At 58.7% G+C, this 13,826-nt stretch carries 12 protein-coding genes; 7 read left to right on the forward strand and 5 right to left on the reverse strand.

Annotated features, from left to right (window positions below):
• Positions 1-72 precede the first annotated feature (72 nt).
• Positions 73-297 (reverse strand): CsbD family protein, encoded by a 225-nt coding sequence (locus ACID345_RS10495; protein WP_011522843.1) that lies wholly within the window; start codon positions 295-297, stop codon positions 73-75.
• 85 nt (positions 298-382) lie between these two features.
• Positions 383-535 carry a lmo0937 family membrane protein gene (locus tag ACID345_RS26625; protein WP_148210075.1) on the reverse strand — a complete coding sequence of 51 codons (153 nt, stop codon included), beginning with the start codon at positions 533-535 and terminating at the stop codon, positions 383-385.
• Between the two features lie 339 nt (positions 536-874).
• Between ACID345_RS26625 and pheA the strand changes: the two genes are divergently transcribed.
• Both pheA and ACID345_RS10505 read left to right on the forward strand, forming a co-directional pair.
• Complete coding sequence (pheA, locus tag ACID345_RS10500; RefSeq protein WP_041855606.1) at positions 875-1,684, forward strand: prephenate dehydratase; 810 nt, start codon at positions 875-877, stop codon at positions 1,682-1,684.
• Between the two features lie 173 nt (positions 1,685-1,857).
• Complete coding sequence (locus tag ACID345_RS10505; protein WP_011522846.1) at positions 1,858-2,244, forward strand: cupin domain-containing protein; 387 nt, start codon at positions 1,858-1,860, stop codon at positions 2,242-2,244.
• A gap of 51 nt (positions 2,245-2,295) precedes the next feature.
• Here ACID345_RS10505 and ACID345_RS10510 read toward each other — a convergent pair whose 3' ends face one another.
• Positions 2,296-3,138 carry a hypothetical protein gene (locus ACID345_RS10510; RefSeq protein ID WP_011522847.1) on the reverse strand — a complete coding sequence of 281 codons (843 nt, stop codon included), beginning with the start codon at positions 3,136-3,138 and terminating at the stop codon, positions 2,296-2,298.
• Between the two features lie 195 nt (positions 3,139-3,333).
• Between ACID345_RS10510 and ACID345_RS10515 the strand changes: the two genes are divergently transcribed.
• Positions 3,334-3,663 carry a PadR family transcriptional regulator gene (locus tag ACID345_RS10515; RefSeq protein WP_011522848.1) on the forward strand — a complete coding sequence of 110 codons (330 nt, stop codon included), beginning with the start codon at positions 3,334-3,336 and terminating at the stop codon, positions 3,661-3,663.
• Positions 3,660-6,311: an ABC transporter permease gene (locus ACID345_RS10520; RefSeq protein WP_083763712.1), complete on the forward strand. Its 2,652-nt coding sequence runs from the start codon at positions 3,660-3,662 to the stop codon at positions 6,309-6,311. Before ACID345_RS10515 ends, ACID345_RS10520 begins: the two co-directional genes overlap by 4 nt.
• A gap of 67 nt (positions 6,312-6,378) precedes the next feature.
• Here ACID345_RS10520 and ACID345_RS10525 read toward each other — a convergent pair whose 3' ends face one another.
• Positions 6,379-6,735, reverse strand: a complete 357-nt coding sequence (locus tag ACID345_RS10525) for a hypothetical protein (protein WP_011522850.1) — start codon at positions 6,733-6,735, stop codon at positions 6,379-6,381.
• Positions 6,736-7,171: 436 nt separating this feature from the next.
• Here ACID345_RS10525 and ACID345_RS10530 point away from each other — a divergent pair, with 436 nt between their 5' ends.
• Positions 7,172-9,310: a hypothetical protein gene (locus ACID345_RS10530; RefSeq protein ID WP_148210076.1), complete on the forward strand. Its 2,139-nt coding sequence runs from the start codon at positions 7,172-7,174 to the stop codon at positions 9,308-9,310.
• A gap of 78 nt (positions 9,311-9,388) precedes the next feature.
• Here the strand turns inward: ACID345_RS10530 and ACID345_RS10535 are convergent, their stop codons facing one another.
• Complete coding sequence (locus ACID345_RS10535; protein ID WP_011522852.1) at positions 9,389-9,742, reverse strand: hypothetical protein; 354 nt, start codon at positions 9,740-9,742, stop codon at positions 9,389-9,391.
• A gap of 478 nt (positions 9,743-10,220) precedes the next feature.
• Here ACID345_RS10535 and lon point away from each other — a divergent pair, with 478 nt between their 5' ends.
• Together lon and ACID345_RS10545 are read left to right on the forward strand one after the other, a co-directional pair.
• Entirely contained in the window at positions 10,221-12,665 is a 2,445-nt protein-coding gene (gene lon / locus ACID345_RS10540) for an endopeptidase La (RefSeq protein ID WP_011522853.1), read from the forward strand.
• A 197-nt stretch (positions 12,666-12,862) separates the two neighbouring features.
• On the forward strand, positions 12,863-13,762 hold the full coding sequence (locus ACID345_RS10545; RefSeq protein WP_011522854.1) for a substrate-binding domain-containing protein: 900 nt from the start codon (positions 12,863-12,865) through the stop codon (positions 13,760-13,762).
• Positions 13,763-13,826: the final 64 nt, after the last annotated feature.

Raw genomic sequence — 13,826 nt, forward strand, 5'->3', positions numbered from 1 at the left:
ATACAAAGCTGGAGAAAGAAATAGCGCTCCCGTGGGAGCGCTGATCTTTAGACGATGCGTGTGGGTTATAGGTTAGGCGACGTCGTCGCGGCGTTTCTCGATTTGTTCTTCGCGGTCGAGTTCGTTTTCGGCGCGGACTTCGTCCTTCATCTTGCCGAAGGTGTTCTGCACCTTGCCCTTGACTTGATCGGCCATGCCTTCGGCCTGGGTTTTGCGATTGCCGGTCATCTCGCCGACTTTTTCTTTCACTTTGCCTTTGACTTCATCCATCTTGCCTTCAATACGGTCCTTATCCATGTGTCCTCCCTATCGTGGTAACAGGAAGGCCGGGACCTTCCTGTGGTTGTTTCAGAAATTAGTTTTGAGCTGTTGGTGTCGTCGTTTAGACGACGGTTCTGCGTCCGCTGATGAGCTGGAAGACCAGCGCGATCACGGCCAGGACCAACAGAATGTGAATGAATCCGCCAAGCGTGTAGCTGCTAACTACGCCGAGCAGCCAAAGCACAAGCAGAACTACAAACAGTGTCCAAAGCATTTTCCTCACCCTCGCTGACAGAATTTACGTGTTGACATAGGAGTCAACTCCGTGCCTCGTTCATGCTGATATTTGGGTGCGGAATATTGGGTTAAGGTTGGCGGAAAGCCAGCAGGAATGCGGGGTTGAGGCAGAGTATTTTTAGTTACTTAGAAGCAACCATTGCCAGCAGGTGTTTCGTCGCTGCACTGCTCTGGATGGTGTGGGCTGGAGGCTTGGCAAAAATTTTGGATTCGTGGGACTGATAGGGGTCCTTCGACTGCGCGCACTGCGTGCGCTTCGCTCAGGATGACAAGCGTGCTCCAGAGGGGTTGCGTTGTCTTGTATCCTTGCACGCAAATGAAAATTGCGATCCAGGGCGAGTTGGGGGCGTTTAGTCACGAGGCGTGCCGGAGGAATTTTCCTCGGGCGAAGGTGGTGCCTTGTGCAGTTTCGTCGGAAGTATTTGAGGCGCTCGAGTCGGGGCGTGTGGATGCGGCCTTGATTCCGATCGAGAACACGCTGGCGGGGCCGGTGGTGGTGCACTACGACCTGCTGCTCGAGCATGATTTCTATGTGAACGCGGAGTTCCGGTTGCGGATTGAGCACCAGCTGCTGGCGGTACCGGGGACGAAGTTTGGCGAGATACGCGAGGTGCTGTCGCACCCGGTGGCGCTGGACCAGTGCCGGAAGTTTTTTGCGAAGAACAAGAAGGTACGGTCAGTGTCGTTTTACGACACGGCGGGCGCGGCGCGCCATGTGATGGAAGAAGGGAAGCACGAGCAGGCGGCGATTGCGTCGCGGGTGGCCGGCGAGGTGTATGGCGCGGAAGTATTGCAGTCGAACCTGGAAGATGATGCGCAGAATTTCACGCGGTTCGTTTTGGTGGAACGGCGGGCACGCGCGAACAAGGATGCGAACAAGGTGTCGGTTGCCGTGGGATTGCCGAACAAGCCTGGGATGCTTTTCAAGGCGTTGAGCGTGTTCGCGCTGCGCGAGATTGATTTGACGAAGATCGAGTCGCGGCCGGTGCGCGGAAGGCCGTGGGAGTATGCGTTCTTTCTGGACTTCATGCAGACGGACAAGAAGGCGGCGGAGAATGCGTTGCGGCATTTGGAAGAGATCGCGCAGTTTGTGAAAGTGTTGGGGAGGTATCGAAGCGCGGAGTAGTTGGGACTCGCGAAGCTAGCGCATCGCGCAGCAAGCCCGGCCGCCCGCTGAAGCGGGCTTTTTCCTTCGGTCTGAGCTCTCACGACGCTGGCGCGTCGTGCTTAGAAGCCCGGCCGCCCTTCGGGCTGGCAATATCGTGAAGCCTCGGAAGAGATTTTCGAATCAGTGAGGACATGCCGACGCATTTGGTGAAGAAGGAAGACCTCCCGTTTGTTGGGAGCTCGCACCGTTTTATTGGAGAGGACCACGATGTGGCCGTCTCTATTTTTTTGCTCGAGGCGAAGCCGGGGCGCGGCGCGCCGTTGCACGTGCACGAGTATGACGAGGTGCTGACCATTCAGGAAGGAACGGCTCGGATGGTCATCGGCAACGATGTGTTTGAGGTGAGCGGCGGGTACGTAGCGGTGGTGAAGGCGGGGACGCCGCATGGGTTTGTGAACATTGGGGAAGGTCCGCTCAAGCAGGTGGACGTGCATATGAATCCGCGGTTCGAGCAAGTCAATTTGCCGCCGACCGACGTTTCGCAGAGAGCGGGGTTGCCGGTGCCCCAAGGGGTGTGATCTTCCCACGTCTCGAAAGTCGCGAGACGTGGGGCACCCAAGGTGATTCGACTAACTTCTCCAGGCGCCGACGGTGTCGCCACGTTCGTTGGTGTAGTAGCCCTGGATGGTGTAGAGGTTCGGATTGTCGGGCGGGCCCCAACCGAGAAGCACCCAAGCTTCGAGGTCGCCATTTTCTTCGCCATCGTCAGCGACCCAACCTTCGCCCGGAACCTTGTCGGTCGCGGCTTCGGCGAGTTCGTGGGCGTAGACGGCGGTGAAGTCGCCGATGAGGCCGCCACATCCCTGGCACAGAGAAGAAGGAAGAACGGCAAAAGCAACAGTGGATCCGTTGTAATCGAAGGCATCGTGGAAACCGCAGAAAGATGAGCAGGACTGCGAACCGTCGGAGGTTGTGGCGGTCACGCCATCCGGGAGAATGAGCATGAAGAGGCTATTGTCGTTCAGCGCGATGGTGCCGGCGTCGAGTAATGACGTGAGGGTGGATTCGGCATCAGTTTCCGAGAAGGTGCTGCCTGAGGAAAGCGACGGGCCATCAATTGGGCCGAGGTAGTTGCCGGAACCGGTGCCGTAGCCGAGATCTTTGAGCGGGTCGAGATAGCCATTCTCGACGATCGCCTTACTGAAACCTTCGAGGAAGGTGCGGTCTCCCCAGAAATTTCCCAGATAAATATTCGTGACTTGCGGGTCGGCGATTTGGCTGCCTGCCACGTTGTGGAAGTTTTGCGCGCCGCCTGGGCCGGTCGGGGTTGCAAACGGGTTGGAGGTCAGGTCGCGTTCGTCGTCATGGAGGTGCACGGGGCGAACGGAATTGCGGGTGGGAACGATTTGGAGTACGTGGCGGCGGCCGATTGCGCGGAGTTCCGCCATGCTCTTGGGGTTTCTCGGGGACATACGAGGCACTCCTTCGTTGAGACGATGATTAGAAGGATGCAGCGAGAGGGCTAGAGGGAGAGACGGTCCAGAAGTTTTATCAATGGAGTGCCTCGACGGCTCTGCGACGAGGTTGGGATGAACGGCGTCCTCTCCTCTTGACAGTCTAGAGGAATAGGTTCAGGCTACACCACTAGATTAGCTAGAGGTGGGGGAATGGCCGAACAGAACCTGGGACTGGTGGCGGGGACGCTGGACATGCTGATCCTGAAGACACTGGCGCTGGAGCCGATGCATGGGTATGGGATCGCGCTGCGGATTGAGCAAATGAGCCAGGGTGTATTCAAGGTGAATGCCGGGTCGTTGCTGCCCGCGCTGGGCAGGCTGGAGCGGCAAGGGGTACTGAAAGCGGAGTGGGGGGCGACGGAGAACAATCGTCGCGCAAAGTATTACTCGCTGACGCGCACGGGGAAGACGAAGTTGCAGGCTGAGGCACGGGAGTGGGAGCGGCAGATCTCGGCGATCGCGCGGATCCTGGAGGCATGATGTTGCGAGCGATTTGGGAGGGCGTGAGGAACGTGGTTCGTCCGCGGGCGGCGCAGAGGGATGCGCAGCAGGAGATCGATGCGTTCTATGAAGCGGCGATCGCCGATAAAAAAGCGCGCGGCATGACCGAGAACGAGGCGCGGCGGCAGGTGAGACTGGAAAATGGCAGCGCAGACCTTGTGCGCGATGCAGTGTTTGAGTCGCGATGGGAAGACCGCGTGGAGAGCGTGCGGAGGGACGTCGCGTTCGCAGGGCGAATATTGGCGCGCAATTTTGGGCTGTCGGTAATTGCGGTGGTTACGCTGGCGCTGGCGATTGGCTCGACAACGGCGGTGTACAGCGTTGTAGAGGGTGTGCTGCTGCGGCCGTTTCCGTTCACACAGCAGGACCGGTTGCTGATGGTATGGCAGAAGGGTGAGGACGGAAAGAATTCGAATGTCGGGTTCGCGACGTTCGATGACTGGCGCAAGCTGAACCATTCGTTTTCGTATATGGGAGCGGTGTCGTTCTGGACGCCGACGCTGGTCTCGGACGCGGGAGCGGAGAATTTATCGGGCTTCCGGGTGAGCGCGGGAATGTTCGACATGCTCGGCGTGCGGATGCGTGTGGGGCGCGACTTCACGAAAGAGGAGGACATTCGCGGGCAAGGGACGTCGGTGATCCTTGGCTACGCGTTGTGGCAGAGCCGGTTTGGTGGGGACCCGGCGGTGGTTGGCAAATCGGTGCAATTGGGGTCGAAGGTGTACACCGTGGTGGGAGTGTTGCCGGAGAACATGCCGTCGGTATTCTCGTTCGATCCGCGAAAGGAAGCGGACATCTATTCACCGCTGGCGTACGACACGTCGCTCGAGTACGCGTGCCGGACGTGCCAACATCTGCGCGTGCTGGGAAGGCTGCGAGACGGTGTGACCGAGAAGCAGGCACTTGCGGAGATGGACCAGATTTCGAAGAGCCTGGTGCAGCAGTATCCGACGGAGTACGCGGCCTCGGGCGTGTTGTTCACGGAATTGCACGAGTACGTGGTGGGCAATGTGCGACCGGTGTTGCTGTTGTTGTTCGGTGCGGTGGCACTGGTGTTGTTGATTGCGTGCGTGAATGTTTCGAATTTACTGCTGAGCCTGGCGCTGAAGCGGCGGCGGGAATTTGCGCTGCGGGCGTCTCTGGGAGCGGGGTCGAGGCGACTGGTTCGGCAGATGCTAACGGAGGCGCTGTCGCTGGCGTGCGTCGGAAGCGCACTGGGATTCGGACTGGCGTGGGCAATTTTGCGTGCGGTGCTGAAGGCGGGTGGGACATCGTTGCCGCGGATGCATGATGTGCATCTCGATGCGGGGGTGTTGGCATTCACCATATTCGTTTGCGTTGCGAGCGCGTTGATCTTTGGATTGTTGCCGGCATTTCACGCGCGCAAGGCCGATCCGGTAGATGCGTTGAATGAAGGTACGCGGGCGACGACATCGGGTGGGCGACTGCGATTGAAGAATGCGCTGGTGGCGTCGAACGTGGCGATTTCGTTGGTGCTGCTGATTGCAGCCGGATTGATGACGAAGAGTTTCGTGCGGCTGACGCGGGTGAATCCGGGGCTGTCGTCGAAGGGCGTGCTGACGGTTAGAGTGTCGTTGTGGGGGCAGAAATACCAGAAGGACCCGGCGGTGGTGAGTTTCTACGATGAGGTGCTGCGGAGGATCAGCGCGGTGCCGGGCGTGGAGTCGGTGGGGCTGACGAGCCAGTTGCCACTAGGCGGAAACCTGGACCGTTACGGCGTACATGCGGTGGACAAACCGAGAGCGAACCCGGAGAACGACCCGAGTGCGGATCGGTATTCGATATCGCCGGAGTATTTCCGCGCTCTGCTGATTCCGCTGCTGCAAGGACGGGAGTTCACGAACGAGGACGATCGCACGGAGAGTCAGAAGGTGATGGTGATCAGCGAAACGTTCGCGAAGACGGTGTGGCCAGGGGAAGATCCCATCGGCAAGCAATTGCGAGTCGGCGGGATGGATTCGCCGATCAGGACCGTGGTCGGAGTGGTGGGAGATGTGTTGCACAAGGGACTCGACGCGGAGCACACGATGCAGATGTACATCCCGCATTCGCAGTTCACGGACAGCGACGTGGTGCTGGTGGTGCGAGCGAAGGGCGTAGAGCCGGCGGCAATCGGCGGCGACGTGAGACGAGCCATCACGGCGGTGGATGCGCAGCAGCCGATCGGCGCGGAGATGACGATGGCTGAGGTGGTGCGGGCGTCAGTGGCGAGACAGAGATTTTCCGCGCTGCTGTTTGCGGCGTTTGCGTTGTGCGGTGCGTTGATGGCGGCAGTGGGAATTTACGGTGTGGTGTCATACGCAGTGGTGCAGAGGACGCAGGAGATTGGGATACGTATTGCGATGGGGGCCCCTGCAGGCAGCGTGTTTGCGTTGATCCTGAAGAAGGGAATGCAGCCGGCGTTGCTCGGACTGATGGCGGGCTTGCCGGCGGCGTTTGCGATCAGCCAACTGCTGGCGTCGTTGCTGTTCAAGGTGAAGGCGAACGACGCGGTGACGTATGCGGCGATGACGATCGCGGTGATTGCCGTGGCATTGTTGGCGTGCATCGTGCCAGCTCGACGCGCGACTCACGTGAATGCGGTGACGGCGATCCGAACAGAGTAGCTACAGACGTCGCAGAAAGACGAAAGGCGCGAGACTTATGCTCGCGCCTGTGTTGTCTGCACCGACGTCAGTTTCCGGTCGATGCAGCGGCGGTGTTCGCCGCGTTGAACTGAATCGCCTGGTTCCTGAACTGAATGCCTTGCAGGGCATTGCCTTCGATCTGGAGCGCACCGTCATACGGAGACTGCGCCTGGGTAACGGTGGCAGGTGTGGTGGCGAGGACCTTCTTACCTTTATTGATGGTTGCGGTCGTCGCGCCGGTACCTTCCCATTGGACTTTGTAGTCGCCGGCGGGAATTTGAGTGCCGTTGACCGTGACGGCCTTCGGGAAGGTGACGCTCTGCGAATTCTTCGAAGCTGCAAACATCGAAAGCGGCGTCAAGAAAAGGACGAGCGACAGGACGGTAATGAGCTTTGTCTTCATGTTTCTTCTCCCAACAAAAATTTCCGTGGTCAATTCGGGGTTACGGCCACGTACTGATTGGACTATTGGGGGCAGCGAAAGATTCGTGTAACAGCCTCTAAATAATCGATTTAATGTATTCGTAATGGGATTCTTGGGACAGGGCGCGCGGACGAGGGATGAGCGTTTTGGAGTCTTGAGCCGGCGGCATTTTCCAGTTGTTCGCGCGATGAGGCACTACCTTTTTAAACACTATCTCGCTATACTCGGGGCACTTTAGGGCAGGTTTCCAGACCCTGCCAAGTTCCACCAGGTTCCCCCGCAATTCCCCGCAAAATTCGACCTGGAGGATCCCGTGAGAGCCCTTTCACGTGTGTTGTTCGCTGTGTTGTTATCGTGCGCATTATTTGCGCAAACCTCGAACCAAACTCAAGTTTCGTCGGATGTGGTTCCGAAGATGATCCGTTTTTCGGGCCAACTGAAAGACGCCAATCGAACGGTAGGAATCACATTCACCCTGCATAAGTCGCAGCAGGACAATGCATCCCTTTGGACCGAGACGCAGAACGTGAAACTGGACGAGAGTGGAAAATACAGCGTGCTGCTGGGCGCGATGAAACAGCTCCCGGTGGAAGTGTTCACGTCAGGGGAAGCGCAATGGCTGGGTATCCATGTGGAAGGCCAGGCGGAGCAACGTGTCCTACTGGTGAGCGTGCCGTATGCATTGAAGGCCGCAGAGGCGGAGACGCTCGCGGGGCACGCGGCCGGTGAATTCGTGACGACCGAGAAACTGACGCAGACATTGCAGCAGGGGGGCGTCGTCGGGAGCAGTGTTGCCAGGTCGAATAGTGGTGGCGCCGTTGGGAATGTGGTTACGAATCTAGCTACCAACTTCACTGACAACACGACAAACCAGGTCGTCCTCGTGACGCAGAACGGAAGCGGCAACGGGCTGGTAGCGACGGCCAAGACTGGCAACGCATTGCAGGGAACAACTGCCGGTGCTGCTACCTATGGAGTGCTTGGTACAAATAGCGCGGCGAGTGGAACGGCGGTGGGAGTGCGCGGTTCTACGAACTCGCCGAGCGGTATTGCGGTCTATGGAACGTCGAACGCGGCCAGCGGCACCGGCACGGGCGTGAAAGGCGTATCGGCCTCGCCGAGCGGCTATGGTGTGTTTGGACAAAACAGCTCCACGACTGGAACGGCGGTCGGGTTCCGCGGATCTTCGGCGTCGACGGACGGCGTTGCGATCTATGGCACAGCGACATCCACTTCCGGAAAGACGAAGGGATTGATTGCTTCGGTGGCGAGTACGGATGGTATCGCGGCACTTTTCCAGAACACTGCGGCTTCGGGAAAACTGATCAGCGGGCAGTCCGGGCCGTCGAGCACCGAGGTGTTTTGGGTTGATAACGGGGGAAATCTTTCCGGCACTTCGCTCTCCGCAACGACTTCGGGCACTGCGATCTATGGCTCAAGCACCGGGTCGGAGGCGATCTACGGCTACAGCACCGCCAGCGTGGGAGTGTACGCAATTGGGTCCACGAGTGGCGTGTATAGCAGGTCTACGGGCAGTGGTGGCATTGGCGTCGAAGGAGTCGCCGGGACCTCCACGGGGAGCAATGGCGTAATCGGATACGGCGCGACCGGCGTTGCAGGCTTCGCGACCGTGGACGGAAGCGTGGGCACGTACGGAAATGCCGGCGCGAGCGCTGGAGGGCGCGGGGTGTGGGGGACGGGGGCTACCGGCGTGCTCGGAAGCACGAGTGTGAGCGGTGGGACCGGTCTTTACGGCGATGGAGGAAGTGGTAGTGGAAGCCAGGGAGTTTATGGGAAAGGTGCAACGGGCGTGAATGGCGTGTCGCTCGTCACCACCGGTGTTGGCGTGCATGGTAAGGGCAGCATCGGCGTGCAGGGAGAAGGTGATGGAACCGGATTGGATATCGGCGTCGACGGATTGTCTGCAACGAACGGTGGCGACGGCGTGTTTGCCTATAACGGCGCCGGCGGCGATGGAATCTACGCGGGAAGCGTTACCGGTTACGCCGCGTGGCTCGATGCGGACGTTCACGTGAACGGAGCGCTGAGCAAGTCGAGCGGATCGTTCAAGATCGATCATCCGCTGGATCCAGCGAACAAGTATCTGTACCACTCGTTTGTCGAGTCGCCGGACATGATGAATATCTACAACGGGAACGTGACGACCGACTCGAAGGGAATGGCGGTGGTAAAGCTGCCTGAGTATTTCGAAGCACTGAACCGCGATTTCCGTTATCAACTGACGGTGATCGGGCAATTCGCGCAGGCGATCGTGGGACGCGAGATTGCAAATGGAGAATTCACGATCAAAACCGATAAGCCGAATGTGCGGGTTTCATGGCAGGTGACGGGTGTGCGGCAGGATGCGTGGGCGAATGCGCACCGAGTGCCAGTGGAACAGGACAAGCCGGGAGTGGAGCGCGGGTCGTACCTGCATCCGGAGTTATTCGGGGCGAAGCAGGACAAGAGCGTGTACGCGGCACGGCATCCGGCGGTGGTGCAGCATCAGAAGGCGGTACAGGAGAAGGTGGCCGCGGCAACGAAGGAACAGTAGCGAAGTCCGGAACTGTTTTATTGTTGGAAAAGATGGAATAGGCGCGGGCGATGCTCGCGCCTATTTGTTTTGAGACTTCTAATGGCCTGAAGCGGACGCGGCAGAAGAGCCGTTGAATTCGAGGGTGGCGTTCTTGAAGAGGATGCCCTGAAGGGTGTCTCCGTCAAAGTGCAGCGCGCCGTCGTAATTCGATTTGGTCCCAGTCACGGTTGCGGGTACGGTCGCGAGAACTTTCTTGCCGCGAACGATGTTGGCGGTGACATTGCCCGTGCCGTCCCACTGAACCTTGTAATCGCCGGCGGGAATGGTGGTGCCGCCGACCGTGATGGTCCGGGAGAACGTAACGGATTGGGAATTTTTCGAGGCCGCGAAGAGTGAGAGTGGGGCGAGCAGCAACATCAGCGAGAGCACAGAGATCAACTTCGGTTTCATCTTCTTCGACTCCTTTGTGTGTATGCGGTGATCGGCCCGCATGGTGATTTGAGAGATGCAGGTCGTGCAACGATTCGTCGGGCGAGGGAAGTTGATGGGATGGGGTTGAGTGCGAGAGGGATGAACGTTGGGAAAGTGATCAATAGGGGCGAAAGCGCCTATTTGGAACGAATTTCGTGAGTGCTGAGCAGCCCTCAGGCAAGGCGAGCGATTCCCATCTCGTCACTCGCTCCGTCTAACCTTAAACATTCTTGCGTTGGGTGCCGATTGTTCCGGTAGAATCCTCCCGCCGTCCGGAAGGCGGGTCGGAGCGACGTCTGCTGGAATGGGCTGGAAGAGGACGGGTGGCGTAGAGTACGCTTCGTCCAAGCGGTAGCTTGTTGTTGGTAAGTGACTGATTGTATTTATAGTTATGCGCACTGCATCTTTTTGAGCGGTGCCTCATCTAAACTTGAGCATAAGTGACTCAAGGAGCAATATGGCGAACGAAGCTCACAATATTGAGCATACTGACCCGGAGTTTCGAGACGATTCCGCAGATGCCCGTACCCTGCCTCTGCTGCCCGTTCGCGACACCGTACTATTTCCCCATGCCGTGCTCCCGCTGACTGTTGGTCGCGAGAGTTCGGTCCAATTGATTAATTCCCTCGGTGAAGACAAGACGATTGTGGTGGTGGCGCAGCGTGAAGCGCGCGTGGATTCACCGCAGCCAAGCGACCTGTTTGCCATCGGCTCGCTGGCCGTGGTGCACAAGGTCGTAAAGATGCCGAACCAGAGCCTTTTCGTATTTGCGGAAGGCCTGGAGCGTGTGCGCGTCACTGAGTATGTGCAGCTCAATCCTTATATGCGGGCGACGGTGGAGACCGTTCCCGAGGCGTTTCCGCCGAAGAGTGCCGAGATTGAAGCATTGCAGCGCAATGTGCTGACGCTGTTCCAGCAAATTGTGACCGGATCGCCGACGTTGAGCGATGAGCTTTCGACCGTCGCGATGAACATTGAAGAGCCGGGACGATTGGTGGACTTCGTGGCATCGTCGTTGCCATCACTCTCCACCAAGGACAAGCAGGAGATTCTCGAGACTGCGGACGTTCAGATCCGGCTCGACAAGATCAATCAGCACCTGGCGAAAGAACTGGAAGTCCAGCAGCTTCGCAACAAGATCCAGAGCGAAGTGCAGGACCGCGTGCAACAGACGCAGCGTGAGTACTACTTGCGCGAGCAGTTGAAAGCGATTCAGAAGGAACTGGGCGAGCAGGACGACAGCACTCGGGATGCGGATGAACTGCGTGAGAAGGTCGAAGCCGCCGGCATGCCGGACGATGTGAAGAAGGAAGCGCTGAAGGAACTCGGCCGGTTGGCGCGGATGTCGCCGATGGCAGCGGATTATTCTGTGACGCGCAACTACATCGAGTGGCTGGCAGTGCTGCCTTGGCAAAAGTCGAGCGGCGCCGGAGAGATTGATATCCCGAAGGCGAAGGACATTCTCGACGAAGATCACTACGACCTACAGAAAGTGAAAGACCGCATTCTCGACTACCTTTCGGTACGGCGGTTGAAGCCGAACATGAAGGGGCCGATCCTGTGCTTCAGCGGGCCTCCGGGCGTGGGTAAAACTTCGCTGGGCAAGTCGATTGCGCGTGCGCTGGGACGCAAGTTCGTACGCATCTCGCTAGGCGGCGTGCACGACGAGGCGGAAATCCGCGGACATCGGCGGACGTATATCGGCGCGTTGCCGGGACAGATCATGCAGGGCATTCGTCGTGCCGAGACGAACGACCCGGTATTCATGCTCGACGAAATTGATAAGGTCGGGCGCGACTTCCGCGGCGATCCGTCGGCGGCATTGCTCGAGGCGCTCGATCCGGAGCAGAACAATTCGTTCCGCGACAACTACCTCGATGTGCCGTTCGATCTGAGCAAGGTACTGTTCATTACCACGGCGAACCAACTCGATCCGATTCCCGAACCGCTCCGCGACCGCATGGAGATCATCGACCTCCAGGGGTACAGCGAAGAAGAGAAAGTCCATATCGCGTTCCGTTACCTGATTCCGCGACAGGAAGAAGAGAACGGAATTACGAAGGACATGATCGAATTCAGCGAAGAGGCGGTGCGCCGGATCATCCGCCACTACACGCGAGAAGCGGGCGTTCGTAACCTGGAACGGAACATCGGAACGGTGTGCCGGAAGCTGGCCCGACGGATTGCGGAAGGGAAGACTGAGAAACTGGCGGTCACTCCACAGACGATCACCGAGATGCTGGGCGGCGAGAAGGTCCGCGTGGACACCGAAATCGCAGAGCGCACGAAGCGCGCGGGAGTTGTGGTTGGACTGGCGTGGACGCCGGCCGGCGGCGACATCCTGTTCGTGGAAGCGACGACGATGAAGGGCAAAGGCGGATTTACGATGACCGGCCAGTTGGGCGATGTGATGCGTGAATCCATGCAGGCAGCGTTGAGCTGGGTGAAGTCGAACGCGGGGAAACTCGGGATTGATGAAGAGTTCTTCGAGAAGCACGATATCCATATTCACGTGCCGGCAGGCGCCATTCCGAAAGATGGACCGTCGGCGGGCGTGACGATGGTGACGGCGTTGGTATCTCTGCTGACGGACAAGCCGTTGCGTCCGTTGACGGCGATGACCGGCGAGATCACGCTGAGTGGCAATGTCCTGCCGATCGGCGGTGTGAAAGAAAAGACGCTCGCCGCGAAACGCGCAGGCGTGAAGACGATCATCCTGCCATCGGAAAACAAGATGAACATGGATGAAGACCTGACGCCGGAACAACTGCAGGGAATCGAAGTGCACTACGTCAAGACGATTGATGAGGTGCTGGAGATCGCGCTGCCGTCAAACAAGGCGGAAGAGAAGCAGGATGCACGGACGCGGGCCGAAGTTTTGAACGAAGTGCCTGCGGTGTAAAACTTCCTATAGAAGTAGAAGAGAGGGCTGCCGAGAGGGCAGCCCTTTTTCTTGTGCGAGTTTAGAGGAAGGGTAAGAAAACAAGATCACCCTGTGGGGGTAACGAGAGAGGAGCGGGTGCAGTTCGTGCAACTTAGTTTGGGAGATCGCAGAGATAATAGAGCGAGAGCAATCAGACACCGCAAGGGAGCGGCTTCATGAGCAAATTATGGTTCGTCGTCTCCTTACCCACGCTCGAGAACGACTACCAACAACACCAGGCGAACCAGGCGGAGCGGACTGCCGCGAGACTTGGGCTTCGCGTGACGGTGATCGAGGCGAAGAACGACTCTATTACGCAGAGCCTGGAATTGCTGCGGTTCATCCAAGCGAAGGCGGAACGCCCGAATGCGATCATAGTTGAGCCGGCAGGAGGCACGGCCTTTCCGCAAGTGGCGAAGGCGGCCGTAGGCAACGGCATCGGTTGGGTGGTGCTCAATCGCGCAGCCGATTATATTCCGGAGCTCCGGAGGGGTTCGAATATACCGATATTTCATCTGGGGCCCGACCACGTGGAGATCGGACGGATGCAAGGAATGCAATTGGGTGCATTGCTTCCGAGGGGCGGGTCGGTACTGTACATCGAGGGACCGGCAACGAGTTCGTCGGCGCGGAAGCGGTACGAGGGCTTGCTGGAGACGATGCCACCCACCGTGCAACTGTTCCGAATGCGGGCGCACTGGACGGAAGACAGCTCCTACAAACTCGTATCGCGATGGTTAAAGCTTGCGACGTCGCGCGATGCCGGCATCCAGGTGGTGGCTGCGCAAGACGATTCCATGGCGATTGGGGCGAGGAAAGCTTGCGAAGAGCTGTTCGATGAAGAGGCGAGAGCGGCGTGGCTTGGGCTGCCGTTTCTCGGGTGCGATGGCGTTGAGGAGACCGGACAGGCGTGGGTGCGCGAAGGAAAGCTGCGGGCGACGGTGATCTCGCCGGCGAGCACGACCCTGGCCATCCAGATGTTACTGGCGTCGTTGCGGGATGGAGTGGTGCAGCCGGAACATTCGCAGACGAGGCCCTCGTCGTTTCCAGCGGCAGAGAGTTTGAAGCCGGTGTAACGAGCTCTTCGAACGGAAACAGGGCTGCCTCGCCGGGGCAGCCCTTGTTGTTTACGTTGAAACG

The sequence above is a fragment of the Candidatus Koribacter versatilis Ellin345 genome (assembly GCF_000014005.1).
Lineage (GTDB): Bacteria > Acidobacteriota > Terriglobia > Terriglobales > Acidobacteriaceae > Korobacter > Korobacter versatilis_A.